The 26,348-nt window shown below is 55.3% G+C and carries 28 protein-coding genes, 1 pseudogene and 1 other annotated feature; of the genes and pseudogenes, 4 read left to right on the forward strand and 25 right to left on the reverse strand.

Going from position 1 to position 26,348, the window contains the following annotated elements:
- Positions 1–64: 64 nt before the first annotated feature.
- The 12 genes from BM299_RS02685 to argS all read right to left on the reverse strand — a co-directional run bounded on the left by BM299_RS02685 (position 65) and on the right by argS (position 11,588).
- Positions 65–928: a peptidoglycan DD-metalloendopeptidase family protein gene (locus tag BM299_RS02685; protein ID WP_207545102.1), complete on the reverse strand. Its 864-nt coding sequence runs from the start codon at positions 926–928 to the stop codon at positions 65–67.
- A 299-nt stretch (positions 929–1,227) separates the two neighbouring features.
- A complete protein-coding gene (gene rho / locus BM299_RS02690) occupies positions 1,228–2,529 on the reverse strand; it encodes a transcription termination factor Rho (protein WP_092481926.1) in 1,302 nt (433 codons plus the stop codon).
- A 17-nt stretch (positions 2,530–2,546) separates the two neighbouring features.
- Complete coding sequence (locus BM299_RS02695; RefSeq protein ID WP_245779615.1) at positions 2,547–3,026, reverse strand: DUF2062 domain-containing protein; 480 nt, start codon at positions 3,024–3,026, stop codon at positions 2,547–2,549.
- Between the two features lie 14 nt (positions 3,027–3,040).
- On the reverse strand, positions 3,041–3,688 hold the full coding sequence (gene fsa / locus BM299_RS02700; protein WP_092482013.1) for a fructose-6-phosphate aldolase: 648 nt from the start codon (positions 3,686–3,688) through the stop codon (positions 3,041–3,043).
- A gap of 100 nt (positions 3,689–3,788) precedes the next feature.
- On the reverse strand, positions 3,789–4,643 hold the full coding sequence (locus BM299_RS02705; RefSeq protein WP_092481927.1) for a class II fructose-1,6-bisphosphate aldolase: 855 nt from the start codon (positions 4,641–4,643) through the stop codon (positions 3,789–3,791).
- A 70-nt stretch (positions 4,644–4,713) separates the two neighbouring features.
- Positions 4,714–5,397 carry a hypothetical protein gene (locus BM299_RS02710; RefSeq protein WP_092481928.1) on the reverse strand — a complete coding sequence of 228 codons (684 nt, stop codon included), beginning with the start codon at positions 5,395–5,397 and terminating at the stop codon, positions 4,714–4,716.
- A 184-nt stretch (positions 5,398–5,581) separates the two neighbouring features.
- Positions 5,582–5,980, reverse strand: a complete 399-nt coding sequence (locus BM299_RS02715) for a response regulator (protein ID WP_092481929.1) — start codon at positions 5,978–5,980, stop codon at positions 5,582–5,584.
- Between the two features lie 100 nt (positions 5,981–6,080).
- On the reverse strand, positions 6,081–6,851 hold the full coding sequence (locus BM299_RS02720) for a Yip1 family protein (RefSeq protein ID WP_092481930.1): 771 nt from the start codon (positions 6,849–6,851) through the stop codon (positions 6,081–6,083).
- Between the two features lie 15 nt (positions 6,852–6,866).
- A complete protein-coding gene (gene sppA / locus BM299_RS02725; protein ID WP_245779616.1) occupies positions 6,867–7,775 on the reverse strand; it encodes a signal peptide peptidase SppA in 909 nt (302 codons plus the stop codon).
- Between the two features lie 242 nt (positions 7,776–8,017).
- Positions 8,018–9,613, reverse strand: coding sequence for a CTP synthase (locus BM299_RS02730; protein ID WP_092481932.1), 1,596 nt, complete (start codon positions 9,611–9,613; stop codon positions 8,018–8,020).
- Positions 9,614–9,717: 104 nt separating this feature from the next.
- On the reverse strand, positions 9,718–9,882 hold the full coding sequence (locus BM299_RS02735; RefSeq protein WP_092481933.1) for a XapX domain-containing protein: 165 nt from the start codon (positions 9,880–9,882) through the stop codon (positions 9,718–9,720).
- 11 nt (positions 9,883–9,893) lie between these two features.
- A complete protein-coding gene (argS, locus tag BM299_RS02740) occupies positions 9,894–11,588 on the reverse strand; it encodes an arginine--tRNA ligase (protein WP_207545104.1) in 1,695 nt (564 codons plus the stop codon).
- Between the two features lie 132 nt (positions 11,589–11,720).
- On the opposite strand from argS, the pseudogene BM299_RS20375 reads away from it, so the two are divergent.
- Positions 11,721–12,077 (forward strand): annotated as a pseudogene (locus tag BM299_RS20375) (transposase); the annotation flags it as partial.
- Here BM299_RS20375 and BM299_RS19875 read toward each other — a convergent pair.
- Positions 12,009–12,161 (reverse strand): hypothetical protein, encoded by a 153-nt coding sequence (locus BM299_RS19875; protein ID WP_245779617.1) that lies wholly within the window; start codon positions 12,159–12,161, stop codon positions 12,009–12,011. The pseudogene BM299_RS20375 and the gene BM299_RS19875 overlap by 69 nt on opposite strands.
- A gap of 12 nt (positions 12,162–12,173) precedes the next feature.
- Here BM299_RS19875 and BM299_RS19880 point away from each other — a divergent pair, with 12 nt between their 5' ends.
- Positions 12,174–12,611 carry a hypothetical protein gene (locus BM299_RS19880; RefSeq protein WP_245779618.1) on the forward strand — a complete coding sequence of 146 codons (438 nt, stop codon included), beginning with the start codon at positions 12,174–12,176 and terminating at the stop codon, positions 12,609–12,611.
- Between the two features lie 123 nt (positions 12,612–12,734).
- Here BM299_RS19880 and BM299_RS02750 read toward each other — a convergent pair whose 3' ends face one another.
- The 8 genes from BM299_RS02750 to sleB form a co-directional block, all read right to left on the reverse strand.
- Complete coding sequence (locus BM299_RS02750) at positions 12,735–13,322, reverse strand: indolepyruvate oxidoreductase subunit beta (protein WP_092481935.1); 588 nt, start codon at positions 13,320–13,322, stop codon at positions 12,735–12,737.
- Positions 13,315–15,072 carry an indolepyruvate ferredoxin oxidoreductase subunit alpha gene (iorA, locus tag BM299_RS02755; RefSeq protein ID WP_092482015.1) on the reverse strand — a complete coding sequence of 586 codons (1,758 nt, stop codon included), beginning with the start codon at positions 15,070–15,072 and terminating at the stop codon, positions 13,315–13,317. The genes BM299_RS02750 and iorA overlap by 8 nt, the downstream gene beginning before the upstream one ends.
- 230 nt (positions 15,073–15,302) lie before the next feature.
- Positions 15,303–16,601 carry a phenylacetate--CoA ligase family protein gene (locus tag BM299_RS02760; protein WP_092481936.1) on the reverse strand — a complete coding sequence of 433 codons (1,299 nt, stop codon included), beginning with the start codon at positions 16,599–16,601 and terminating at the stop codon, positions 15,303–15,305.
- Positions 16,602–16,674: 73 nt separating this feature from the next.
- On the reverse strand, positions 16,675–17,919 hold the full coding sequence (locus BM299_RS02765; RefSeq protein ID WP_092481937.1) for an aminotransferase class I/II-fold pyridoxal phosphate-dependent enzyme: 1,245 nt from the start codon (positions 17,917–17,919) through the stop codon (positions 16,675–16,677).
- Positions 17,916–18,407 (reverse strand): Lrp/AsnC family transcriptional regulator, encoded by a 492-nt coding sequence (locus BM299_RS02770; RefSeq protein ID WP_092481938.1) that lies wholly within the window; start codon positions 18,405–18,407, stop codon positions 17,916–17,918. The genes BM299_RS02765 and BM299_RS02770 overlap by 4 nt, the downstream gene beginning before the upstream one ends.
- Before the next feature lie 32 nt (positions 18,408–18,439).
- A complete protein-coding gene (locus tag BM299_RS02775; RefSeq protein ID WP_092481939.1) occupies positions 18,440–18,727 on the reverse strand; it encodes a Dabb family protein in 288 nt (95 codons plus the stop codon).
- A gap of 66 nt (positions 18,728–18,793) precedes the next feature.
- Positions 18,794–19,026: a binding site (T-box leader), on the reverse strand.
- A gap of 212 nt (positions 19,027–19,238) precedes the next feature.
- A complete protein-coding gene (ypeB, locus tag BM299_RS02780; RefSeq protein WP_092481940.1) occupies positions 19,239–20,606 on the reverse strand; it encodes a germination protein YpeB in 1,368 nt (455 codons plus the stop codon).
- 48 nt (positions 20,607–20,654) lie between these two features.
- Positions 20,655–21,383, reverse strand: coding sequence for a spore cortex-lytic enzyme (sleB, locus tag BM299_RS02785; RefSeq protein ID WP_092481941.1), 729 nt, complete (start codon positions 21,381–21,383; stop codon positions 20,655–20,657).
- Between the two features lie 168 nt (positions 21,384–21,551).
- Here sleB and BM299_RS02790 point away from each other — a divergent pair, with 168 nt between their 5' ends.
- Both BM299_RS02790 and BM299_RS20155 read left to right on the forward strand, forming a co-directional pair.
- Positions 21,552–21,794, forward strand: coding sequence for a hypothetical protein (locus BM299_RS02790; RefSeq protein WP_245779619.1), 243 nt, complete (start codon positions 21,552–21,554; stop codon positions 21,792–21,794).
- 21 nt (positions 21,795–21,815) lie between these two features.
- Positions 21,816–21,941 (forward strand): hypothetical protein, encoded by a 126-nt coding sequence (locus BM299_RS20155; protein WP_281246349.1) that lies wholly within the window; start codon positions 21,816–21,818, stop codon positions 21,939–21,941.
- 110 nt (positions 21,942–22,051) lie between these two features.
- Here the strand turns inward: BM299_RS20155 and BM299_RS02795 are convergent, their stop codons facing one another.
- The 4 genes from BM299_RS02795 to BM299_RS02810 all read right to left on the reverse strand — a co-directional run bounded on the left by BM299_RS02795 (position 22,052) and on the right by BM299_RS02810 (position 26,342).
- Positions 22,052–23,521, reverse strand: a complete 1,470-nt coding sequence (locus BM299_RS02795) for a cobyrinic acid a,c-diamide synthase CobB (RefSeq protein ID WP_092481943.1) — start codon at positions 23,519–23,521, stop codon at positions 22,052–22,054.
- A gap of 253 nt (positions 23,522–23,774) precedes the next feature.
- Entirely contained in the window at positions 23,775–24,092 is a 318-nt protein-coding gene (locus BM299_RS02800) for a TusE/DsrC/DsvC family sulfur relay protein (protein WP_092481944.1), read from the reverse strand.
- A gap of 39 nt (positions 24,093–24,131) precedes the next feature.
- Positions 24,132–25,514 (reverse strand): (Fe-S)-binding protein, encoded by a 1,383-nt coding sequence (locus tag BM299_RS02805; RefSeq protein ID WP_092481945.1) that lies wholly within the window; start codon positions 25,512–25,514, stop codon positions 24,132–24,134.
- A 3-nt stretch (positions 25,515–25,517) separates the two neighbouring features.
- Complete coding sequence (locus BM299_RS02810; RefSeq protein ID WP_092481946.1) at positions 25,518–26,342, reverse strand: respiratory nitrate reductase subunit gamma; 825 nt, start codon at positions 26,340–26,342, stop codon at positions 25,518–25,520.
- Between the last annotated feature and the right edge of the window lie 6 nt (positions 26,343–26,348).

Below are 26,348 nucleotides of genomic sequence, written 5' to 3' on the forward strand. Positions count from 1 at the left end.
AAAACGAAAAAGTAGCCTGTCCCCTTTTTGCCAACATTTTAACACCCGGCACTGGTGTTAGGTGTTAAGCATACGTACGATTTAGGCAGAGCATCGGATCCACCGGTATGCCGTTGAGCAGCACTTCCAGGTGCAGGTGCGGCCCGGTGGAGCGCCCGGTGCTGCCCACCCTGGCAATGGGCTGCCCCGCCCGCACCCGCTGGCCTTCGCACACCAGCACGCGCGAGTTGTGTGCGTAAAGGGTGCGCAGGCCGCCGCCGTGATCGATGATCACCGTGATACCGTAAGTGCCCCGTGGTCCGGCGAACACCACCCGCCCGTCTTTTACAGCCCGGACTTTTTGTCCGTAGTCGGCCGCTATGTCAATACCCTCGTGCATGGCGCCGTCCCGCATCCCATAGACGGAACTGATCCAGCCCACCACGGGCCAGCCAAGTTGTTTCAACGGCAGGGCCCGGGAGATCGGCGTTTCACCGCCGCCCTGCCCGGCCGGAACCATCAACCGCTGCCCGGCCAGCAAGCGATCAGGGTCGTCAATATTGTTGGTTTCCGTCAGTTCCCGCTCGGAAACCCCGAAGCGGCAGGCAATGACGCTAAGCGTCTCCCCCCGGCGTACGGTGTAGGGGATTGCGGTACCGGGCAGCATCAGCGCCTGTCCCTTGACGATCCGGTCGTGGTCATGCAAGTGGTTCATTTCCGCCAATGTCTGCACATCGACACGGTGCCGTACGGCTATTTCACTTAATGTATCCCCATCCCGCACTATGTAGACCCGGGGGGTCGCCGCCGCCACCGGAACACTTTTTTCTTTTAATGACATTTCCGGCGGCAACTGGTAAGGCGCGTCAGTGCGAATCAGCTCATCCAACCTGGCCTGGGCAGGCCGGAGCGGCATGGCCAGCCAACCGGCCACAAGCAATGCCGCCAAACAAACGCCTGCTTTAAACATTAATACTGATTTTTTTTGTCTCCGCCAAATATGCATGGTTACTCTCTCCTGCCTGTATAACAAATTACTCCATATTTAATTATTTACCATATTAAGCCGTATTATACATACTTATCTGTTCTCCGCGATCTTTTCCCGTGATTTTCCAAGGGAGCCGGCGTCGTATAAGCCAGGCGCAGCATCTTAACAAGAATAAAAGGGGGACAGTAAAAAAGGGGACAGGCACCATTTTCAAAAAGCGAAAATGGTGCCTGTCCCCTTTTTTGCCTGTCACTTGGTTAAGAAGATTCCGTTCCGGTCCGGTTTCCCGCCTGTTGCCCGTTGCCCCGGCGAATATTGCGGAAGGCCCGCAGCATGTCGGCGTTGGACCTGGTTTTCTTCAACCGCTCGGCAATGTATTCCAGCGCTTCGGCCGATGTCATGCCGGCGGTAGCTTTGCGAAAATACCAGTTCAATTCCAGTTCGTCCTTGCTGAGCAGCAGGTCCTCCCGCCTGGTGCCCGAACGCAGCACGTCAATGGCCGGGAAAATCCGGCGCTCAGCCAGGCGGCGATCCAGGATCAACTCCATATTCCCCGTCCCTTTGAATTCCTCGAAGATGACATCGTCCATCCGACTGCCCGTCTCCACCAGCGCGGTGGCCAGTATGGTCAGAGAACCGCCTTCCTCCAGGTTGCGGGCGGCACCGAAAAAGCGCTTGGGTTTGTGCAGGGATGCGGGGTCGACGCCCCCGCTCAAGGTACGCCCGCTGGGCGGCACCACCAGGTTGTGCGCCCGGGCCAAACGGGTGATGCTGTCCAGTAAAATTACCACGTCCCGACCGTGCTCCACCAGACGCTTGGCCCGCTCCAGCACCAGGTCAGCCACTCGCACATGACGTTCCGGGGGCTCATCAAAGGTGGAACTGATTACATCGCCATGCACCGACCGTTCCATGTCGGTAACCTCCTCGGGACGCTCGTCAATGAGCAGCACAATCAGACTTATCTCGGGATGATTGTTGGTAATGCTGTTGGCTATGGCTTTCAGAAGTACGGTCTTACCCGCTTTAGGCGGAGATACGATCAATCCCCGCTGTCCTTTGCCTATGGGAGCAATCAAGTCAATTACCCGGGTGGAAAGTTTATCCTGCCCTGTTTCGAGGGTGATTCGCTCTTGGGGAAATAGAGGGGTTAATCCTGCAAAATGAAGTCTTTTGGCGGCTTCATCGGGGTTAACATCATTAACCTGTTCCACGCGCAGCAGCGCGGAATAACGTTCGCTGTCTTTGGGGCCCCGCACATGTCCGGCGACCAGGTCCCCGGTGCGCAGGTCAAAGCGCCTGATTTGCGAAGCAGAAACGTAGATGTCGTCATAGCTGGGTAAAAAGTGCACCGGCCGCAAGAAACCGTACCCGTCCGGGAGTATTTCCAGCACCCCGCTGGAATACTGGTGCCCGCTTTTCTCCATCTGGGCCCGGATAATCTCTGCGATCAATTCCTTTTTGCGCAGGCGGGAATATCCCGTCATATCCAGTTCCTTGGCCAGCGCATAAAGTTCCGCCAGGGTTTTGTTATCCAGTTCATTATAGTTCAACGGCATTCCCCCTTATATTACCATTATTCACACTTTTGCGCATTTACAATCCCCTTGCGCCCCTGCCTGATCATGAGCAGCCGCCGCACCACAAAATATATAACGAGCCCGGCTATGCAAGAATTAATGAACGAACCGGCCAAAAAAGGATAGCCCAGGTGAGCCAGTTTCTCCACCCAGTCAGCCGGCGTCGTTCCGGTTACCGTTACCGCCTTGACTTCTTCCGGCATATGCAAACCAATTACCAAGCTGCCCGTAAACATGTTCAGCACATAGAAAAACGGCACGGCCCACTTGAAAAAAGCAGCTGTCAAAGCACCGGCCAGACCGTTTCCGCCAACCACCCGGGCCAGCACATAAGCAATGGGAATGCTGATGAGGGGGATGGGCAAAAAGTCCAGTGCAAAACCAAGGGCCGCGCCCCGGGCTATCTTGGTGGGCGCATCCGGTAAGTTCATGACCTTGCTGTAATATTCTTTGAGGCGCCCGATTATTCCAGCCAAAAAATTTTTCCTCCTTATTTTTTGGGCACTTTGGCCCAGTCCGCCAAAAACTTCTCAATTCCCAGGTCTGTCAAAGGATGCTTCAGCATTTGATTCAACACTTTATAAGGAACGGTAGCGATATGTGCGCCGGCCAGGGCCGATTGGGTCACATGCAGGGGATGCCTGATACTGGCGGATATAATTTGCGTATCCAGGCCGTGGATATCGAAAATCTGCACGATTTCCCCGATCAGGGCCATGCCGTCGTGGCCGATATCATCCAACCTCCCCACGAAGGGGCTGACGTAGGTGGCCCCTGCCAAGGCGGCCAGCAGGGCCTGGTTGGCAGAGAATACCAGGGTGACATTGGTTTTAATCCCTTTGGACGCCAGGGCTTTCACGGCCTTCAGCCCCTCGCCGGTCATGGGGATCTTTACAACAATGTTGGGGTGAATGGCGGCCAGTTCTTCGGCCTCGGCAATCATGGGGGCGGCATCGACACTGACAGCCTCCGCGCTGACGGGACCGTCAATAATGGCGGTAATTTCCCGTACCACTTCCCCGAAATCCCGCCCTTCCCGGGCGATCAGGGAGGGATTGGTGGTAACGCCGCTGATTACACCCAATTCATTGGCCGCTTTTATTTCATCAACATTGGCGGAATCAATAAAAATCTTAATAGCGAACACCTCCAATTTAGTCGTCGGTGGTCGGTCGCCGGCGGCTGACAACCGACGACCGACCCCTACTATGCCACCGACCACTGACGACCGGCGACTGTTACGCTTTGCCCGAACTGCCGAACAATCTGATTTTTTCCCTAATCAGTTCCACCGCCGCCTCCCGCGCCGGGCCCAGAATCTTGCGCGGGTCAATTTCATCGGGATCGGCCGTCATAACTTCCCGGCAGCGATCCACAAAGGCCTCACGTATATTGGTGTCGATATTCACCTTGCACACACCCAGCCGAATAGCTTCCCGGATAGCATCGCCGGGCACCCCGGATGAACCGTGCAGCACCAGGGGAATGTCCACCAGGGAGCTTATTTTTTCCAGACGCGCAAAGTCCAGTTTTGGTTCCCCTTTATACCGGCCATGGGCGGTGCCGATGGCTACGGCCAGTGCATCCACTTCGGTTTCCTGCACGAAAACCCGGGCTTCATCGGGATCGGTAAAGAAAGCGTCGGCCTCGCTGACGTGAATATCATCCTCGGTACCGCCGATTTTACCCAGTTCGGCTTCCACGGAAACGCCTACCGGGCGGGCGGCGGCCACGACCTGCTTGGTCAGTTTGATGTTGTCTGCCAGGGCGTGCTTGGAGCCGTCGATCATCACGGACGAAAAACCGGCGCGGATGCAGCGCATCACCTGTGCAAAACTGGTACCGTGGTCCAGGTGCAGGGCCACCGGCACACTGATCATTTCCGCGGCCACCCGGGCCATGGCCGTAATGTATTCAATACCCGCGTACTTGATGGCCCCCTGGCTGGCCTGCATAATAACCGGCGCATTTTCCGCCTCCGCTGCGGCAGCAATGGCCTGTACTATTTCCATATTGTTGCAGTTGAACGCGCCCACGGCGTAGCCGCCGGCTTTGGCCTCCCGCAGTAATGTGCTTACCGGAACCAGACTCATATTGGATTGCCTCCTCATGAATATTCTACACAAAAAGTATTATACACCCCGAAAGGGGTGTTTATCAGTATTATTTACGCCTGCGTTTGGTTTTTTTGCCCGTTTTCGTGGTATTGGCCAGGCTGTCCAGACACTCGAAACCGTTTTGGGTCAGTTCAATGGTTTCCACTTCTTTGATTACCCGCAGGTCTTCTTCTGTTTCGGCATAAATAATATTCACACTGTCGCAGTCCTTGCAGTGCAACTCCAGGCGATCGGGGAAAATATCCACCTCCACGTCCCGGTTGCCGCACTGGCAGTATAAAGCCCCCTGCTCGGCAATGTCATGCAGAGAATTTAAAACTTCGTACATGATATCGGAGTTATTAAAGTATTCATCCTCTCTGTCGAGTTCGTCGGCCAGCGCTTCCATGGTTTCTTCGTGCGCCAGAGCCAGGACCCTGACTTCTTCTCCGGGCCCGATATACCCCAGTTCCAGGCCGGTTTCCTGGCAAAAAAGGTAGTTAACCTCGCCGGACCATAGCATTTTCCCGCTGAAAGTGCGCAGGTGCTTGGTTTCACATACCACGCAAGGCACCTGCAACCAGTAATTTTTACGGTTCTTGGTGGTTATGTTAAGTTTCACGGTTCCACATGAACACTTGATTTCTACATTTTTACATCCGCTGAAGGCAAAGCGTGATATTGTATGATAATCAAGTTTTCCGCATTCGGGGCACCGCATGGCCAGTAGCGTATCAGTAACTATAATCATGGCTATCCCCCTGCCCTACTTTGTTTGCTGATATGTATGTTAATTCGACAACAATATCACAAATCCTTTTCCTCCTCAAAGCCTTCGCCGCCTTGAACACTTATTGGGGACATTCCTCCGACCCCAAAGCTATGACCCAAAAGAGAAGGTGTGTCCCCTTTCCTTATTTCTCCTTTTCGAACACTCACTTTAACAGTGCCTTGTCAAGATCGTCTTGCGGTAGGTGATCCCTGACCAAACGCCTTAAATCATCCAGGTCAAAGGGTTTGCAAATATGTCCGCCGGCGCCCTTCCTTCCCGCTGCCTCCATAATTTCCAACTCGCCGTAGGCTGTCATCATAACCACCGTAGCGCTTTTGTCGATCTTCTTTATTTCATCAAGGGTTTCCAGGCCGTTCATGTTCGGCATCTTTATATCCAGCAGAATAAGATCAAATTCTTTCCGTTTAATTTTTTCCAGCGCTTCTTTGCCACTGGCGGCTTGATCAACAAGGTAGCCTTCATCCAGCAGGGCCTCGCAAATCAACCTGCGTACGCCGGCTTGATCATCAACCACAAGCAGATTATAAAGTTTGGCTGGCATGCTATTCCCTCCCATTTCAAGCCTATTGAACAAAACTTCGCCGGCGCGTATTAAATCCCTGCATAAAAATGTAATCTTTTATTTGACAAATTTAATCTTTTTAAAACAATATCGGCCGGGGCATAGTGGAAAACGTAGTGCCAATAAACATCATTCCGATGATGAATAATACAACGAGCGCCAGGCCGGGCATAAGCACGGCCAGCGTCGCCCTGCCCGTACTGAACCGGTGCACCTCCCGCACACCGATGATCAACAGCACCACGCTCCAAATAAATATCCCCAAACTTAGCAGGCCGGAGAAAAATAAAACCGCTGAACCCGCCTGGATAAGCGCCAGTATAATATCCACCGGGATCATGAACACGGCGGGCAGCCCGGCCACCCCGTATACGACAAAAACGCCCCGGGCGACACCCCTGCCGCCCAGCAATTCAGCCAGCAAGTGCAGCAAACCGGCCATGACAAACCATTTGACCACGCTGAAAATAAAACCGCCCGCTGAAAATAAAGGCAGTAACGAGTGCGTAAAAGCGTCCATACCCGGAAAGCCGGGAATGGGCATTTCCCCGAAATAGCGCGGGGCGGTAAGCAGACCCATTAAGGCCTCCGCCAGGTTTAATACAACAAAAATAATTACGGCCGCGCCGACGGGCGGCCTCTGAGCCAACCCGGCAAAAGTGCATACCGGGTCAAAAAGCACCCCGTAGACAATATCCAGCACGCCGTTTTTATCCTGGTTGTTATTACCGATATTATCCCTTTGTTCCGCCGGATATACATTTTTTTCTTTCGTTTCTTCGGGCATAGCTCCGCTATCCACCGGTTCATTTTGCCGGTTCTCCAGATCGTTTTTTTCCTGGTAGTCCAAAACATTACCCCCATATTACTTTGTTAACAGGTCGTACGGCTGCCGGGCGACCGGGTAAAACGCCGGCATACCCACCTTAATCCGGCTCACGGCTTCCCACAGGGAATGTTCCGGCGCCAACTCGACAACCCGGGGCCGGCCACGAATACCGGCTAAGTCCGCCGCAATGTCCAGGGCGTCATAAAAGTTGCCCAATTCATCCACCAGGCCATTTTCCAGCGCCTGGCTGCCGGTAAAAACGCGCCCGTCGGCCAATTTTCTCACCTGGGCGGGGTCCAGGTCCCGGCCGTCCGAGACCGTGGCCACAAATTGCTCGTACATATCATTAACCATGCTCTGGAATATCTGCTGTTCTTCCGGAGTAATGTCCCTGGCCGGTGAGCCCATGTCTTTGTGCGGCCCGCTTTTAAACACAACCGGGTCCATCCCCAGCTTTTCATACAGGCCCTGCAAATCCTGGGTTTCCATGATTACGCCGATGCTGCCCGTTATGCTGCCGGGGTTCGCGACTATTTTATCACAGCGGGAAGCGATCCAGTACCCGCCGGAGGCGGCCACGTCGCCCATGGAGACCACCACTTTTTTGCCCGCCCGGCGCAGGCGGTCCACTTCCAGAGCTATTTCCTGGGACGCCGCCGTTGTACCGCCCGGGGTATTCAGGCGCAGCACCACCGCTTTTATAGAGGGGTCCCGGGCGGCCCTGCGCAATTGCTCCATAACGCTTTCCGAGCCCGCCACGGCGGCAAACAGCCCGCCGGAATCGGTCCCGCTGACAATCATACCACTGATGCGGATAACGCCTATGGCACTGTCGGATGAAGGTTTACCGTAATCAATTTTACCGCCCCGCCCCAGAACGGCGGCCGCCAGCAAAGAGACAGCGGTTATGCCGATAATCAGGCCCGCTATTATTTTACGCTTCAATATTGCTTCACTACCTTTCCAAAAGCTTATGAAAAACAGCTTTGGTTATTCCCAAAGCTGTCTGCCTGCGCCATTCGATGTCTTTCACTTTAAGAAGATGTTCGAAAAGTCCGCGCGAGATCCACTTCGAATTTCTGCGTTGGCTCGGCTTTTGCGGTGCTCACGTATTATATATACGCTCCGCTCCTCAAAGCCTTCGCCGCCTTGAACTTCTCGTGTCTATCGTGCTCCTTTTCGAACACTCACTTTAATGTGGCCCCGATGAAGTCCCGGAACAGCGGATGAGGCCGGTAAGGGCGGGATTTGAATTCCGGGTGGAACTGGGTGGCCACAAACCAGGGGTGATCCGGTAATTCAATAATCTCCACCAGGTGACGGTTGGGCAGGGAACCGCTGAATACCATGCCCGCACCGGCCAGTTCCGCGCGGTATTGATTGTTAAACTCGTAACGGTGCCGGTGTCTTTCCTGGATAATCTCCGCTCCATAAGCCCGGTAAGCCAGCGAGCCCTCCAGCAGCCGGCATGCGTAGCGCCCCAGGCGCATGGTGCCGCCCATCCGGTCCAGTTCCTTCTGCTCGGGAAGCAGGTCGATTACCGGGTAAGGGGTCCGGGCGTTGAATTCCGAGCTGTTGGCCGCATTCCAGCCCAGCACGTTTCGGGCAAATTCCACCACCGCCAGTTGCATACCCAGGCAAATCCCCAGGTAAGGCACCTTTCTTTCCCGGGCAAACCGGATGGCGTTGATCTTGCCTTCAATGCCCCGGTCCCCGAAACCGCCCGGCACCAGGATGCCGTCCACATCGGACAGGAAATCCTCGACCGGTTTTACCTCCAGGTCCTCGGAATTGATCCAGCGAATTTCCACCGCCGCACCGTGGAAAAGCCCGGCGTGACGCAAGGCCTCGGCGACGCTCAGATAAGCGTCGGGCAGGGAGACATACTTGCCCACCAGGCCGATGGTGGTATGGCGGTGCAAATTTTTCATGCGCTCCACCATGCACCGCCATTCGGTAAGGTCGGGCGCCTTGGGGCAATCAAGCCCCAGCCGCCTGACGGCCAGATCGCCCAGGCCCTCTTCTTCCATCATCAGCGGCACTTCATAGATATGCGACGCATCCACTGCCTGCACCACGGCGTCGTGATCGGTATCGCAAAACAGCGCCAGCTTCTCCACCATCTCCCTGGAAAGCGGCTTTTCGGTCCTGCATACCAGCACATCGGGCTGGATGCCGATGCTGCGCAATTCCTTGACGCTGTGCTGGGTGGGTTTGGTTTTCAATTCATTGGCCACCCGCAAGTACGGCACCAGGGTCACGTGAATATACATCACATTGTCCCGGCCCAGGTCGCTTTTTAGCTGGCGAATGGCCTCTAAAAAGGGTAAGGATTCAATATCGCCCACGGTGCCCCCTATTTCGGCGATGACCACGTCGGGTTTGAGTTCCCGGGCGATGCGGTGCACCCGCTCCTTGATCTCGTTGGTAATATGGGGGATAACCTGTACGGTGGCACCCAGGTAGTCGCCCCGGCGCTCCTTATTGATCACCGACCAGTATATGCCGCCGGTGGTTACATTGCTGCTCTTGCCCAGGTCCACGTCGATAAACCGCTCGTAGTGGCCCAGGTCCAGGTCGGTTTCCGCCCCGTCCTCGGTGACGAACACCTCCCCGTGCTGGTATGGACTCATTGTTCCCGGGTCTATGTTAATGTACGGATCCAATTTTTGAATGGCCACTTTCAGCCCCCGACTCTTCAGCAAACGTCCCAGGGAGGCGGCGGTAATGCCCTTGCCAAGGGACGACACCACACCCCCGGTTACAAAAATGAACTTGGCCATAAAGCGCCTCCTGTTGTCAAAATTTCCGTCAAATCCTTACTTATTCTATACACGCTGCAGAGACATGTCAATAAGTGTTTCCGAAAGCCCATGGCTAAAACTGCTTATTCCCAGCCGAAAAAGCGGGTGGCGGCCATGTAGCCCAGAAAAAGCCCCACAATGCCCATGACGCCGGCCGGGGTGGGCGGGGCGGGAACGGGCAGTTTGAGCCTGGCAAAAATAAGGCCCACCACGAAACCGGCGATGGTGGCCATAATCACTTCGCGCATGGGAACCCCCCTTACATTTTATCGGGCGCGCTGACACCCAGAAGCCCCAGGGCGTTGCGCAGCACCACCCGGGTAGCTTCCATTAAAAGGAGCCGGGCGTTACTCAATTCTACGTCTTCGGTAATCACCCGGTGTACGTTATAAAAGCTGTGCAGCAGGCCGGCCACTTCATGCACGTACCGGGCAATGCGATGCGGAGCCAGTTGGCGGGCCGCCAAGGCCACTTCCTCCGGAAAATCCGCCAGGTGGCGGGCCAGGGCCAGTTCAGCCTCTTCCCGCAGCAGTTCCAGGTTTACGCCGGCGGGGTCGGGCATTTGGCGCCCCTGCTCGGCCAACTGGCGGAAAATGCTGCAAATGCGGGCGTGGGCATACTGCACGTAGTATACCGGGTTATCATTGGACTGGGTGCGAGCCAGGTCCAGGTCAAAATCCAAATGGCTGTCGGCGCTGCGCATCACAAAGAAGTAACGGGCGGCGTCCCGGCCCACCTCTTCCATCAGCTCTTCCAGGGTGACAAACTGGCCGGTGCGCTTGGACATGCGCACTATCTCCCCCCCGCGGAACAACCTGACCAGCTGCATGATGACCACATCCAGCGCGTCCGAATCATAACCAAGAGCCGCCATGGCGCCCTTCATCCGGGGTACGTGGCCGTGGTGGTCGGCGCCCCATATATTGATCACCCGGTCGAAGCCGCGCTCAAACTTATCCCGGTGGTAGGCGATATCCGCCGCAAAATAGGTGGGAATGCCGTTCTTGCGCACCACCACTTCATCTTTTTCCACGCCGAAATCACTGGCCTTGAACCACAGGGCCCCGTCACGCTCGTAAAGCCGGCCCCGCTCCCGCAGCTGCTGCAAAGTCTCGTCCACTTTCCCGGTGTCGTGCAGCGATTGTTCGGAAAACCAGACGTCATACTGCACCCCGAACTCAGCCAGGGCCTTTTTAATACCGCCGATTTTTTCCGCCAGGGCGTACTGCACCAAAGTATCCAGCCGGGCCCGCCGGTCGGCGTCCAGCAGCTTGTCCCCGTGCTGTTCTATGTAATGACGGACGGTGTCCACAATATCCTGCCCGTGATAGCCGCCCTCGGGCACTTCACCCTCCCGGCCCAGCAGTTGAAAATAACGGGCTTCCAGGGAAAGGCCGAAGTTTTTAATTTGATTGCCGGCGTCGTTTATGTAATATTCGCGGGACACCTGCCAACCGGCAAAATCCAGGATGGCGGCAATGCTGTCGCCAAGTGCCGCGCCCCGGGCGTTACCCATGTGCAGCAAGCCGGTGGGGTTGGCGCTGACAAATTCCACCTGCACCCTTTTCCCATCCACCAGCCGCACCCGGCCGTAATCCGCCTGCTGCCGCACCGCCAGGGGCACCGCTTCCAGCACCCACCGGGGGTCCAGGTGAAAATTGATAAATCCCGGTCCGGCCACCTCCACACGCTCCAGCCAGCGCAAGCCGCGGGGCAGGTTTTCCAGCAGCGTTTCCGCTATTTTACGGGGCGCCATCCGGGCCTGTTTGGGCAGCAGCATAGCCAGGTTGGCGGCAAAATCCCCGTGCTCCCGCTCCCGGGGCACCTCCACCACAAAATCGGGCATGTCCACCGGCGGCAGTTGCCCCGCCTCCACCGCCGCCGCCAACGCGTCCGCCAGGGCCCCGCGCAATCCTTCCCGCATTTTCTCCACAACACCGCTTATACCACTCATTGTTTACTATCAGCCTCCTCTTTTGGTGCCGGGTGTTGAAAGTTAAATTGTTGAAAGTTACTTTGCCTGTGGTAAAATAATGTAAATTATACAGCACATTGATAAAACAATACAGAACGGAGGTAAAAGGGATTGGGACGAACTCCTCGTCTTTCGGCACCAGATACAGTATACCACGTAATCTGCCGGGGGAATAACAGGCAAAAAATTTTCATGAACAACCGTGATTATTTTAAATACCTGGAATTCTGGCGTCATTACAAAAAAGAGCTAAACGTTACAATTTACGCCTATGTTCTGATGCCCAACCACGTGCACTGGTTGCTGAAAACAGGCGAGACACCCCTGCCGGAAATAATTCATCGCATACACAGTAATTATGCGCGATGGTTTAATTACAGGCATGAAAGGGTGGGGCATTTATTCCAGGGACGCTATAAATCCATTATTTGCAAAGAAGATTCTTACCTGCTGACACTGGCAAGATATATTCATTTGAATCCGGTCCGGGCCGGTCTGACCAAAAAAGTCCATCTCTACCCATGGAGCAGTTACCACAGCTACTCCGGGCAAGGGGACCACCTGGTGGATACAGCCTTTCTATTAAGTTATTTTAACCAAAATCCGGATCAAGCCCGTTTAAGTTTCATTAATTTTACCCATGACTTATCCAATGAAGAGCCACAACAATATACTTATTATCAATATACATTGCCACAAAAAGAAAAACGGCAATTAATGCCATCTTCTAATTTAAAGCAAACATGCAATGATTGTGTTCAAACCGGAATCCAAAACAAACCAAAAAACGTTATAAGTCTTGAATATATTACAAAGTGGGTTGCAGAAAGCACCGGTATAACCTTGCCGGAATTAAAAAGCAACAAGCAAAGTCACCAACACATACTGGCCAGGGGCCTGTTCATAAAGTTAGCCGTGGGGGAGGCCGGCATAAAGCGCAGTTTGGTAGCAAAATACCTTAACAAAGATCGTTCTACGATAACCAAAGTATTAAAGAAATAGTCCAATAACCACATGCCTCCCCGGGCTGTACAGTTAAGGGAAAAGTTTATAGAATCAATTCAGCAACTGTCCACCCGCTCTCGGGGCCGTAATTGATTTTATAACTTTCAACACTTTCACCTTTCAACACCCGGCACCAAAGTTGAAGCCGGCGGTGAAGGCGGCGTTATTTACTTCCAGGAAACGGGGCGGCACCGTGGCCGCCAGGGCCTCCCGCCAGGTTGTTTCTTCTATGGGTAGTTTTTTGGCCAGCGCGCCCAGCAGCACCACGTTGGCCGCTTTGGCGTTGCCGCATTCAACAGCCGTCTTGAGGGCATCCAGCACCTGCACATCGGCCACCCGGTCTTTAATTTGTTCAATGATGCCGGCGGGATATTCGGCAGCGCCCGCCAGCACGGGCACCGGGTAAATTTGCTGGTTGTTGATGATTATGGCGCCGCCCGGTTTGAGATAGGGCAGCCAGCGCAATGCCTCCAGTTGCTCAAAGGCCAGGATGATATCGGCCTCGCCCTCGGAAATCAGCGGCGAATAAACCTTTTCCCCCAGGCGCAACTGGGTTACCACGCTGCCGCCCCGCTGGGCCATGCCGTGAATTTCGGACATTTTGATATCGTAGCCCACTGCCCGGGCGGCTGCCGCCGTCACTTTGCTGGCCAGGATGGTGCCCTGGCCGCCGACTCCCACCATGAGAATGTCCACCGGTTTAAGCATCGGCGCTCCCACCTTTCATCGCTCCGGTTTTGCATACTTGTACGCACAAATTGCATCCCACGCATAAATTGGCGTTTACCGAAGCTTTTTTATCGGCCACCGAAATGGCCGGGCAGCTCAGTTTCAAGCACATTTTACACCCCTTGCAATTTTCCTGGTCCACCGTCACCGCGGACCTGGCTTCCCGTTTAATCAGCGCGCAGGGGCGGCGGGCAATGATTACCGACGGACCCGGCGCAGCCGCCTCGGCCTGGATTACTTCCTTGACCCGGGCCATATCCAGGGGGTCCACCACCTCTACCCGCTTGACCCCCAGGGACCGGCACAACATGGTCAGGTCAACCTCGGGGGCTTCCCGACCCATCAGGGTCCGGCCCGTGGCCGGGTGATCCTGGTGCCCCGTCATGGCGGTGGTGCGGTTATCTAAAATAATGACGGTGATGTCGCTGTTGTTATATACCGCGTTCAATAGGCCGGTGATACCGGAATGCAGGAAGGTGGAATCGCCGATCACGGCCACGGTGCGACCCTTCAGGTCCGGCACCGCCTTATCTATCCCGTGGGCCATGCCGATGCTGGCCCCCATGCACACGCAGGTATCAATCCCTTCCAGAGGGGGCAGCCCGCCCAGGGTGTAACAGCCGATGTCCCCGGTCACTGTCAATTTAAGCTGCTGCAGCGTGTAAAACACGCCCCGGTGCGGGCACCCCGGGCACAGCACCGGCGGGCGGGGCGGCGCCTGGGGCAGCCCGGCGGCCGGGTTTTGCTCCCGGGCCTGTGCCGGCAGCACGCCGGCCTCCGCGAACTTGCGCCGCACCAGTCCCTGATCGAATTCGCCGGTCACCGGGAATAACTCCTTGCCGACAACCTCAATGCCCAGCATGCGGATTTGCTCTTCCAAGTAAGGTTCCAGTTCCTCCACCACGTACAATTTCTCCACCCGGGCGGCGAACTTTTTAATCATATTAAGCGGCAGCGGGTTGGTCATGCCCAGTTTCAACACCGACGCGCCGGGCAGCACTTCCCGCACCAACTGGTAGCTGATGCCGCTGGTAATTACACCCACTTTATTGTCGCCCTCGATGACAAAATTGACCGGTGACTGTTCGCTGTACGCCGCCAGCCTGTCCATCCTTTCGGCCAGGCTGACCCGCCGCAGGCGACCGAAGGCGGGGACCATTAAGTTCTTCTTAACATCCTTGCAATAAGGTTTTATTTCGCGACTTCCGGGCTCGCCCAGTTCCACCATGCTCTGGGAGTGGGCTACCCGGGTGGTGATGCGCAGCATTACGGGGATATCGAATTCTTCGCTGATGGAAAGACCCAGGCCCACCATGTCCTTGGCTTCCTGGCTGTCGGACGGCTCCAGCATGGCCACTTTGGCAAACCTGGCGTAGTAGCGATTATCCTGTTCGTTCTGGGAACTGTGCATGCCCGGGTCATCGGCGGAAACCAGCACCAGACCGCCGTTGACGCCCGTATAGGCGGCAGTGAAAAGCGGATCGGCGGCCACGTTGACGCCCACGTGCTTCATAGTGACCAGTGCCCGGGCGCCGGCCATGGCGGCCCCGATGCCCACCTCCAGGGCCACTTTTTCGTTGGGGGCCCATTCACAGTAAACATCCCGGTATTTGGAAAGGTTCTCCAAAATTTCCGTGCTTGGGGTGCCGGGGTAGCCTGCCGCCAGGGTAACGCCATATTCGTAAGCGCCTCTGGCAATGGCGGCGTTGCCGGTTAGCAGTTCTTTCAAAATTTTTCCCTCCATTTGGTTGTCGGTTCTTAAGGATGCCTCATCTATATTGAAAAAAAATGTGCGGGGCGGGTTGTCCCCCGCAAGTGATGTATCGGAGCAACCTGCACGATTTTCATCCCTCTGATTATGCCGCGGTAAAAAGGGTACAGGCACCATTTTCAAAGAACGAAAATGGTGCCAGTCCCCTTTTTACCGCGGTGACGCGCTAGCGGCATGGGGGTCTATCCCTACTTCGGCCGCTTGTCTATGACCCGCTTGGCCTTACCCTCGCTGCGGGCCAGGGAGCGGGGCTCCAGCAGGCGCACCTTGCAGTTTATGGAAAGCACGCTGAATATTTTTTGCTTGATTTTCTCCTCCAGTGCCTTGAGATCCCGGAAATGGCCGGTAAACATTTCATCCGTCAGTTCCACCTGCACCTCCATGAAGTCCAGGTAGCCCTTTTTGTCCACTACGATCTGGTAGTGCGGCGCCAGACCGTTTATATTCATCAATACGGTTTCTATCTGGGAAGGGAATACATTGACACCGGAAATGATCAGCATGTCATCCGTACGCCCGCACACTTTGCGCATCCGGGCCAGGGTGCGGCCGCAGGAGCATTTTTCCTCGGTCAGAACGGTAATATCCCTGGTGCGGTAACGCAAAATGGGCAGCGCCTCCTTGGTCAGCGTGGTAATGACCAGTTCGCCTTCCCGCCCGCAGGGCAACTGTTCGCCCGTCTCGGGGTCAATGACTTCCACAAGGAAATGGTCTTCATTAATATGCATGCCCGGCCCCATGGTACACTCGCCGGCCACGCCGGGCCCCATTATCTCGCTCAGGCCGTAGTTGTCCGTGGCCTTCATGTTCCAGGTGCGTTCCAGCTCGCCTCGCATGCTCTCGGTCCAGGCCTCGGAACCGAACAGGCCAAGGCGCACACCCAGGCCGGCGGGATCCACACCCATGCCCCGGGCCGTTTCCGCCAGGTGGAGCGAATAAGAAGGCGTGCCCACCAGGGCGGTGGTGCCGAAATCCTGCATCAACATGATTTGCCGCTTGGTGTTGCCCACCGAAGCGGGCACAATGGTGGCGCCTACTTTTTCCAGACCGTAGTGCAGTCCGAAGGCGCCGGTGAAGAGGCCGTAACCGAAGGTGATCTGCACCGTGTCCTCGTCGGTCACGCCGGCCATAGAGACGATACGGGCCACCAGTTCGGACCAGGTTTCCAGGTCGCCCCGGGTGTAGCCGACCACGATGGGCTTGCCGGTGGTACCGGAAGAAGCATGCACCCGCAGCACTTCCTTCCGGGGCACGGCAAACAGCCCGTAGGGATAATTGTCCCGCAGGGCTGTTTTGTCTGTGAAGGGTAGTTTGATCACATCGGCCAGGGTATTGATGTCGCCGGGTTTCACCCCCGCCTGGTCCATGGCTGTACGGTAAAAGGGGACCCGGTTGTAAACCCGGGTCACCGTTTCCTTGAGCCTTTGCAATTGCAGGGAGCGCAGTTCCTCCCTGTCCATACATTCATATCGGGCATCCCAAATCATTCGCTCTCACACATCCTTGCTGTTGCTATATCATTATCGACATTACATTCTACTACTATAATGGTATATTGTTCTATATAGTTTGACAGATTCCTTCTTGCCGGTCTGAAATTTTAACCGGCGCGGAAATGATCCGCGAGCGTACGCCGCAGCGGCGCACAAACCGGGCCATACGCCGGAACGCCTCGCTGAGGTCATCCAGGGAAGCGGCATAGGAAACCCGCGCAAAGCCCTCACCGGACCGCCCGAAGGCATTGCCGGGCACCAGGGCCACCTGTTCCTGCTTGAGCAGTTCCTCGGCAAATTCCTCCGATCCCAGGCCGGTTACGGAAACCTGCGGGAAGGCATAAAACGCACCGCCGGGCTCAAAACAGGGTACGCCCATGTCCCGGAAGGCCTGCACCACCAGGTGCCGGCGCCGGTTATAGTGCCCCACCATGCGCCGCATGCCGGGCTGACCGTTTTTCAGCGCCTCCAGCGCGGCCATTTGCCCGGTAATGGGGGTGCACAGCATGGAATACTGGTGAATTTTGGTCATAGCGCCGATAAAATCGGGATTGCCGGCGGCGTAGCCCACGCGCCAGCCGGTCATGGCGTAAGCCTTGCTGAACCCGTTGAGCAGCACGGTGCGTTCCTGCATGCCGGGCAGCGAGGCCAGGCAGGTATGCTCGCCCACGTAAGTCAGTCGGTCGTAAATTTCATCGGAAATAACAATTAAATCATGTTCCACCGCCACCTCGGCGATTTTCGCCAGTTCTTCCCGCTCCATGACCGCGCCGGTGGGGTTGTTGGGGTAACAGAGCAATAGAACCTTAGTCCGGGGCGTTATGGCGCTCCGCACCTGGTCCGCCGAAATGCGGAAGTTGTTTTCCATGCTGGTGGGCATGAATACCGGCACGCCGCCGGCCAGGGTGGTGCAGGGGGCATACGATACATAGGACGGCTCGGGAATCAGCACCTCGTCCCCGGGTACCAGCAGAGCCCGCATGGCCAGGTCCAGCGCCTCGCTGACCCCCACGGTGATCAGAATCTCATTTTTGGGATTATATTTGACGTTATAAGTACGTTCCAGGTCGGCCGCCACGGCCTCCCGCAGTTCCAGCAAACCCCAGTTGGAAGTATACATGGTATAGCCCTTTTCCAGGGAATAAATACAGGCCTCCCGGATGTGCCAGGGGGTCACGAAATCAGGTTCCCCCACACCCAGGGAGATCACGCCCCTGGTTTCGGCAACCAGGTCGAAAAATCTTCTGATGCCCGAGGGCGGGACACTCCGTACCGCCGGGTTGATTCTATCCGACCAGTTTTTTTGCGTCATGGTGATATCATCAGCCTCCTGTCTTCCTCACCGTCTTCCATAATTACACCGTCCTGCTTATATGTTTTCAGGACAAAGTGCGTGGTGGTACTGACCACTCCTTCAATGGTGGCGAGCTTGGTGGAAACAAAATTGGATATTTCCTTCATGCTGCTGCCTTCCAAAAACACAGCCAGATCATATGTGCCGCTCATCAGGCGCATGCTCCGCACTTCCGGAAAGCGGTAGATGCGCTCGGCTACGGCGTCAAAACCGACATCCCGCTGCGGGGTAATGCGCACTTCTATCAGGGCGCTCACCTTCTCTTCGCCCATTTTCTCCCAGTTAACCAGCGCGATGTACCTGAGAATTACTTTTTTATCTTCCAGTTCTTTGATAATGCCCTGCACTTCAGCCGCGTCCACATCCAGCATGACGGCTATTTCTTCCGGTGTAAGCCTGGCATTTTCCTGGAGCAGTTCAAGAATCTCCCTGGTTGTATCGTCCATTCATGCACCGCCTTTTCAGTCTAATTGAAAACCTAAGAATCAAAATCCACTGCAACTGACGATTCCCTGACCATCGTCATGTATCGCGATACTTCCATATGAACAGGGTGTATTTGATAAGCTTGCAAATCCTCTAATGAATCAAATTTTGCAACCAAAGCCAGATCATAAGATCTTTCTGAACGTAAAACATCAACCCCGACTTCCAAATGCCTTAAATATGGAATTTTTCCTTGCATACCCGACAAAACATCATGGGCTTTTTGAATGTTTTCAGTGCTTCGGTCATTGAGTTTAAAAAGAACTATATGAGTAATCAATTCCAGCCCACCCACTTTCAAATATTTATCAACATGTTAGCAACATAATAAAAAACCCCGTCCTTAAAAAGGGACGAGGTTTGGCTCGCGGTACCACCCTAATTGACCGTAACATAAATGCACGGTCCGCTCGGGGCCCTGTAACGGGGGCAAGCCGGCACAGCCTACTCTTCATGATTCCCAATATAATTTCAGCCTGCAGCTCCGGGGCGGCACGGGCACTTTCATCCGCCGGGCTCACACCATCCCCGGCTCGCTGGGTGACCTGCGGTACCCTTATTCCCCATCAAAGCCTTATTTATCAGTAAATTAGAACTATTTTAGCACGGGGCACCGGCAGTGTCAACAACATCCCGCCCAACTCAGTAATGGTATATATTTTCCTATTTATCCACAAAATGGTGCCCGGTCGCATTCAGGAACCGTCCCCAATGTGACCCACGCAAAATGGTGCCGGGTGTTGAATTATTTTGCTAAAATGGCAACAATTCAACACCCGGCACCAAAGGTTTTACAAGGTAAGCACGCCATCTTTTGATTTTATCAGCTTGAGCACCATTTCTTCATTGCCGTCCAGCGCGTTGATATACACTAGATAAGTGTCTGCGCCCTGTTGCCCCTTGAACTCCCAGGTCAGCCTTTCCTTTTCCACGGCCACGGGTATGAGGGCCAATCTGCCTTTACCCTCCAGTTCCAGATTCTTGCTGACCATGGCCCGGGCCTGTTCTTCCGTCAGTTTGGGCTCGGGCAGGATTCTTTTGCGGTGGGACATCAGGTATCCCCGGGCATCGACGCCCACTACCTGTCCGTTATCCAGCGCCACCGTCACCTTTACCAGATCGGGATAAATAATCACCCCGTCCTGCAGGAGCGCGAAATTAAAGGTGACGGTGTTGTCGTTGCGCTGGTAATAGCTGATTTTCATATTTTTATAGCCGTGATCAACCAGGTACTGTTCGGCCCGCGCCCTGGCTTTTTCCAAGTTCCAGTCGGCGCCGGGCACATCCCGGGGCGTAATGGTCCAAATCAGATGACCGCCCTTTTGAGAAATATCCGCTATTGCCGGTTCGCCGACCACCGAATCTCCTTTGCGGCGTACTATTTCCACCCGGTAGGCGGGAATATTGCCCTTAACCTCGCCGGTGACCTGGGCGATTACGTTCCCGCCGCCCCGGTTGTCGTAATACCGCAGGGCGATCGCCTTGGCTTTTGCCGGGGTGATTTTATCACCGGTAACGCCGCGGGCATGGGACCGTTCCAGGTGGTCGGAGAAAGGGCCGTCATAAATCAGGGTCGGGTACCCGTGCATCTGCTGGTCGATGGTCTGGAAATTGGCGCCGGCCAGGTTCCTGCCTTCCCGGCTCAACCGGCGACTCCCGGCTGCTGCCAGTTCATAAAAACTCAAGCTGCCGTCGGCTATCTCGGCATGTATTTTACTTAATTCCTTGTTCAGGTCCGAAGCCTGGTTGTACAACCGGCTGACTGTGTCCCATTGTTCCCGGGTGACGGGTTGACCCTGGGCAACTTGCCGGGCCAGCATGCGGGAATAATCCCCCACCTGGGTAATGAATTTGGCGGTACGCCCCAAAAGGGCATCTCCCACCGGCAACTGGGACAAACTGTCCAGGGCCAGGGTGGATTGCTGCCAAATCTGGTTGAACAACTGCTCGTTTTGCTCCGGCCCGGATGAAACCAAGCTCTTGCCCAGCTGCACCTCCACATTCTGGACATGGTCGGAAAGGCTGTAAAACGCCCTTTGATAATTGTTGCCAAGAGCTGTCTGCAACATCTGCTTTGAGGTATATTCCCGATACCCCCAGTAACCGACGCCCAATATGGCGACCAGCGCCAGGGCCAAACCGGCAATCCATCTTTTCATGCGCTGTTCCTCCTTGTATTTATCAGGGCCCTAATTGGCCGTTTTACATTAGCGGGCAAAAACATGTCTGCCGATACGCCCCACAATATTTCGACTCCAGATCCACGGGCTCACCCGTTTAGCCGGGTTCCAGAAAAACGTAGCTCCCCCGGTGGGATCCCAACCGGCCATGGCCTGCCTGGCCGCCTGGATGGATTCTTTGGTCAGCGGGCGCGTATACTGGCCGTTAGCCACCGATTCAAAGGCCAGCGGCTGGAATACCACCCCGGATATGGTGTTGGGAAAGGCGGCGCTTTTTACCCTGTTCAGTATCACCGCCCCCACGGCTACTTTGCCGGAATAGGGCTCGTCCGCCGCTTCGCCCTCAATTACCCGGGCCAGCAGTTGCACATCCCGGGAAGTACTCACATAACCCCGGGATGCGACAGTTTTTTGGTCACGGGCAGGAGCGGCCGGCGCTACCGCGGCCAGGCCCAGCGCCGCCCGCGTATTCGGGCCGACTATACCGTCCACACGCAAACCGTTCCTTCTCTGGAAATCACGCACGGCCCGGTAGGTGGCAGACCCGTAGCTGCCGTCCACAAACCCGTTGTAATATCCCCAGGCTTTCAACTTTTGCTGCACTACGCTTACGTCCCGGCCCCGACTGCCCCAGTAAAGCAATTTTTGTTGGGCCTGGGCAGAGCCGCCTTGCAGCAGCACCAGGACAGCGGAAAAAAGAATAATTGTACCCAGAATTACCGGAAATGACTTGGTTAATATATTTCGATAAGGCAAGTAGGACACCCCCCGAGTAATTTTTAAATTAGTTTTCCTAAAAAAATAAAAACCTATGTGCCATATCAAAGATTTTGGCGAGAAGGCAAGGATTTACAGGTTGGGGGCAGAATACTATCAGAAACCGGCATGGATAGGGGGTGAAGTACCCTGAACAGGCAGATAGATGTGGATAAATTTGTCCAAGCGAGGCAAAATGATATTACCGGGCTGGTCAATAAAGCGCTGAACCGGGCCGGCGAAATAGTGCAGCAAAAGGTGGCGGCGGGCGAGATAAATCCGAGCATGCAGGATGTGTTGCCGTTGCTGCTTTACGAGGTGCTGGTAACCAATACGGTGGCCACCCTGCGCCTGGTGGCGGAGATGATAAATGAAGAAAGCGATTCAGCGGGTAGTAGGCCCGGTCATTAAAATTTATCTCAGGAGCTGTCAATGTTGAATATTAAAACTATCTCTTTTTTAATTTTTCTGGCGGTGGGCGGTGCGCTGGCGTTTTTTTACGGGATGCATATTGAGACCCGCAAAAAAAATCGCCGGCAGCCTTCCACCGACGAATAAAAAAAGGGGACAGGCACCGTAAAAGGGGACTGGCTCCGATTCGTTTTGTGAATCGGTGCCTGTCCCCTTTTACGGTATTTTTCGGGAAAAAAAGGGGACAGGCACCTTTTTCAAAATGCGAAAAAGGAGCCAGTCCCCTTTTTTTCCCCTTTATATTTCTCACCGGCCGCCACAAGCCGCTGCGCCCAGTCCGGTGCGGCCAGCGCGTGCAGGTGCGTGTAGCAGGCCAGCACGTTTTTGTAAACCAGTCCGTCGTACTCACCGTCTATGCCGTACCCTTTGGTTACCCGGAAGGCGAAACCGATATTTTCCCCGACCAAGTTTTCCACCCGGGAGTGGTGAAATTCGTGCCCGCGCACATGCTCTCCCGCGGTGAAATACGGGCTGTCGCGCAACACCTGCAGAGTAATGTACCCGTGCCCCTGAGGTTTCTCCAGCATGGTTACGTCAAAGGGCAGGGCGCCGGTCATCGGGTATTTTTCCCCGTGCCAGGCAACGCTTCTTCCCAGGTACATGAGCCCGCCGCATTCGGCGTACACCGGCAGACCGGTCTCAATTTTTTCCCGTAAATCACGGCGCAAGTCCCCGTTGGCACCAAGCTCGGCGGCGAACATCTCCGGGAAACCGCCGCCAATGTAAGCAGCGTCCACATCCGGCAGGCGGTCTTCGTGTAACGCGTTGACCGGAACCAGTTCCGCCCCGGCGGCCGCCAGGGCTTCCAGGTTTTCCGGGTAGTAGAACGTAAAGGCCCGGTCCAGGAATACCGCCACCCGGGCGCGGGGCTGTTCCGGTTGCAGCCCCGCCAACCCCGGCACGCGCATCAGCGGCGCGTTCGCCGGCGGCTGATCCAGTACCAGCGGCGCCGCCCCCCGCGCCACCTTGATGATCCCGTCCAGGTCCAGGTATGCGCCGGCCGTGCCGCCGGCCGCGTCCACCGCCGCAGCCAGTTCGTCATCCTCGGCGGCGGGAACCAGTCCCAGGTGCCGGTCCGGAATATTAAACTGCTTGCCTTTGGGAATTACCCCCAGCACCGGAATACCGCAGTAACGTTCAATGGCCGCCCGGAGCATTTGCTCGTGCCGCGGGCGGGCCACCTTGTTTAAAATCACCCCGGCTACGCGCACTTCGGGGTCGAAGTGTATATAGCCCGAAACCATGGCCGCCACGCTGCGGGTCATCCGGGTGGTATCCACCACCAGCACTACCGGCGCCCCGATGGCTTTGGCAATTTCAGCCGTGCTGCCGCTGCCTTCCAGGTCAACGCCGTCGTATAATCCCATGGCCCCCTCCACCACTGCAATGTCGGCATCGAGGGCGCTGCGCACAAATGAGGCGCGGATGACCGCCCGGTCCATCAAAAAACTGTCCAGGTTACGGCAGGGGCGTCCGGTGATCCTGGTCATCCAGCTGGGGTCAATAAAATCAGGACCTTTTTTGAACGGCTGCACCCGGTAGCCGGCTGTTTTGAGCGCTGACAGCAGCCCGATGGCAGTGGTGGTTTTACCGGAACGCCCGTGCGGCGCGGCCACCACCAGGCGGGGAATATTGTATTGCCTGTCCTGCTTGTTATATTGCTTCATTTTTTATCACAGCCTCTCAAATTTGGTCGTAGGTGGTCGGTGGTCGGTATTTATCCGCCTTTTTACCCATATTGAAAAACAACAGGCACGGGGATTCCCGGGACCAACTACGCCCGGGATAACCAGTGCCTGAAGCAAGACGCAAACATCTTAATGCCAAAAACCATTGTCCCGTTGCCAATCTTTTATAACAAACAACGGCATATCTTATTAGCTAACCGATAGCTAACCGACCACAGACCACCGGCGACCACTACACGCAGCCGGTTGGTTTGGGCAGGCCTGCTATTTTGCAGGCGCCCTTGGCCGGGCCGGAAGGGAACAATTCGTAAATGTACTGCAAACTACAGCCCGTTTCCTCGCAAAGTTTACGAATCATGGGCGCAATATGGTATTGCTTGAAATAATCCCTGAGGTAGTTGATAACCTTCCAGTGGTCTTCAGTCAACTGGCTGATTCCCTCGGAGGCGGCAAAAGCGTTGGCCACATCTGCGTTCCACAAGTCCGGATCAATGATAAAGCCGTCCTCGTCCAGTTCTATCCCAACGCCGTTTACCACAATTACCGGCATGCCCAACGCACCCCCATCACATGGTTAACCAGATGACCACTATTTCCAGACCAGGGCCTTGCCCACCAGGTCCACCAATCCCTTGACCTCAACGCCCAGTTCATGCTCTTCCACCATCGGGTACAGCTGGGCCTTACAGATGGAGCAGGGCGCGCACAGGATACCGTTGCCGTCTTTGCCCACTCCGGTGGCCCGTACTTGCTCCGCTTTCTTGCTGCTCAGCAGAATGCGGCGCTGGTACATTTCGGGGTCGTCAAACAATATGGCCGACCCGCCGCCGCAGCAGAAATTATTTTCACCGTTGGGCGACATCTCCCTGAAATCAACGGTAACTTTGCGGATAATGGTGCGCATATTCTCATTCAGGCCGCAGGCCCGCACGTAGTTGCAGGGGTCGTGCAGCGTTACCGGGTTACTGTTTTTGTTGGGATCAAGCTTCAACTCATTTTTACGAATCATATCGGCAATTTCATCGTGTATATGGGTGATGGGCCAGCGCACCGGCCTGTCGGCCAAGGACGGGATGTACATTTTGGCGGCCCGCCAGCCGTGCCCGCATTCGCCCCAGACAATTTTCTTGATCCCCAGTTCCTGGGCCGCGTTTAACAGGCGCATCACGTTACCGCGCTGGGTGTAATACTGGTCAAACAGCAGACCGAAATTGCCGGCCTCGGTAACGGTGCTGGGGATGGTCCAGTTGGCGCCGATATAGGTGAAGAACATCCCCGCGCCCATCAGCGTGTAAGGGTTAAGCAAAAAGTCCGCCGAGGAAGGAATGTACATAATGTCGGATTCGGGCTTGTCGACGGGGAATTCCACTTCCACGCCGAACTCGTCCATAATTTCCTCGGACATGAACTCCAGGGTGTCCACGATACCGGGCTTGGGTAAGCCGGTGTGGTTCCCCACTTTCTCCATGGCCGCGCCCACGCTGGCGTGCAGCTTGGGGGTGATCCCCAGCCAGTGCAGCAGCTGGCGGCCGATAAAGGTCACCTCGCAGGTGTCGATGCCGAAAGGACAAACGTGCGCGCAGCGGCGGCACTGGCTGCACTGGTAGAAGTAAGAATACCACTGCTCAATCACATCCAAATTGATGTCCTCGGCGCCCACCAGTTTGCCGAACCAGCGTCCTTCCAGCGTAAAGTACCGCTTGTAAATCTTACGGATCAATTCGGCCCGGTTGGTGGGAATATTGTTGGGGTCCCGGGTGCCAAGGTAAGTGTGGCAATTTTCCGCACACTGGCCGCACTTGGTGCAGGACTCCATGGCCATGACAAAGGAACGAAACTTTTTACGGATTTGATCCAGGAATTCCAGCGCTTTTTCCGGCTTTTGCTCATCGGGCACCGGTTCAATGTGGATTTTGCGCATTTCATCATCTGTAGCCCGAACCGGTTGTACCATCCCTTTATATTCAGGCATTACTTACATCCCCCCTTCGACAGCGTCACCGGAAGGCAAGCCAAGGCCGGCCTTGCGGGCTGCCGCTACGTCAACATTCGGCAAACCGGGGGCGGGATCCTTGTATACCCGGTTGACAATCCAGCGCTCGGCAAACATACCGAACAGGTGCATCAGCTTGCTGAACGGGAATACAATCAACAAAATCTGCACCAGCAGGTAGTGCACCAGGAAAAACCCGTTGTTTAACAATTCCATGTTCACTACGGGCTGGAACAGGGCCAGCGCCACAATGTAATCGCGCACCAGCTCGTATTCAACGTGGAACGGGTGGAACAGGCGCATGATATTGCCGACGCCCACCAGCACCAGCAGGTAAATCAACCACAGGTTGTCGCTGGTCTTGGTGACCAGCTTTACCTTTTCCATGGCGACTCGCCGGTAAAGTAAATACAATAGTGCAACAAATAATAAAATACCAAAAACCGTACCCAGTAAATCGGACATTTCCTTACTGAGTTCCGGGCTGATACCCAGGCCCGGGATTAATGCAAACTGCTCGCCCAATAAGCCGAAGCCCACAATATGCCCGCCGAGAATATTCAGCAGGGCAAAGTGCATTAAAAAGGCACCGGCCCATAAACCTATGTCAAACTTAAACAGGTTGCGGAACAAAAAAGCCTCTGACCCTATCCTTACGGCAACCTGACCGTTGGTATCCAGCCAGGGCGACAGCGTAATATTATGAATAATGCGCGCGCCCGCCCAGCGCCCCAGGCGATACAATATCCCCAGGGTAAACAGGGTCACAGTAATATACGGAAGTATTTGTCCAATTAATAACTTCACTCGCAC

The sequence above is a fragment of the Desulfoscipio geothermicus DSM 3669 genome (assembly GCF_900115975.1).
Classification (GTDB): Bacteria; Bacillota; Desulfotomaculia; order Desulfotomaculales; family Desulfallaceae; genus Desulfoscipio; species Desulfoscipio geothermicus.

Coding starts and splice junctions, on each gene's coding strand:
- BM299_RS02715 (WP_092481929.1), bottom strand. CDS start 5,980: ATGCCAGCCAAACTTTATAATCTGCTTGTGGTTGATGATCAAGCCGGC.
- BM299_RS02770 (WP_092481938.1), bottom strand. CDS start 18,407: ATGGACGATACAACCAGGGAGATTCTTGAACTGCTCCAGGAAAATGCC.
- BM299_RS02705 (WP_092481927.1), bottom strand. CDS start 4,643: ATGAGTCTGGTTCCGGTAAGCACATTACTGCGGGAGGCCAAAGCCGGC.
- BM299_RS02805 (WP_092481945.1), bottom strand. CDS start 25,514: ATGCCTGAATATAAAGGGATGGTACAACCGGTTCGGGCTACAGATGAT.
- BM299_RS02800 (WP_092481944.1), bottom strand. CDS start 24,092: ATGCCGGTAATTGTGGTAAACGGCGTTGGGATAGAACTGGACGAGGAC.
- BM299_RS02730 (WP_092481932.1), bottom strand. CDS start 9,613: ATGGCCAAGTTCATTTTTGTAACCGGGGGTGTGGTGTCGTCCCTTGGC.
- BM299_RS02795 (WP_092481943.1), bottom strand. CDS start 23,521: ATGAAGCAATATAACAAGCAGGACAGGCAATACAATATTCCCCGCCTG.
- BM299_RS02765 (WP_092481937.1), bottom strand. CDS start 17,919: ATGACGCAAAAAAACTGGTCGGATAGAATCAACCCGGCGGTACGGAGT.
- ypeB (WP_092481940.1), bottom strand. CDS start 20,606: ATGAAAAGATGGATTGCCGGTTTGGCCCTGGCGCTGGTCGCCATATTG.
- BM299_RS02735 (WP_092481933.1), bottom strand. CDS start 9,882: ATGCGCGAAGTGATTATGGCCACCATCGCCGGTTTCGTGGTGGGCCTT.
- BM299_RS02760 (WP_092481936.1), bottom strand. CDS start 16,601: ATGATTTGGGATGCCCGATATGAATGTATGGACAGGGAGGAACTGCGC.
- BM299_RS02710 (WP_092481928.1), bottom strand. CDS start 5,397: ATGATTATAGTTACTGATACGCTACTGGCCATGCGGTGCCCCGAATGC.
- rho (WP_092481926.1), bottom strand. CDS start 2,529: ATGCCGTTGAACTATAATGAACTGGATAACAAAACCCTGGCGGAACTT.
- BM299_RS20155 (WP_281246349.1), top strand. CDS start 21,816: ATGTTGAATATTAAAACTATCTCTTTTTTAATTTTTCTGGCGGTGGGC.
- BM299_RS02750 (WP_092481935.1), bottom strand. CDS start 13,322: ATGCTTAAACCGGTGGACATTCTCATGGTGGGAGTCGGCGGCCAGGGC.
- argS (WP_207545104.1), bottom strand. CDS start 11,588: ATGAGTGGTATAAGCGGTGTTGTGGAGAAAATGCGGGAAGGATTGCGC.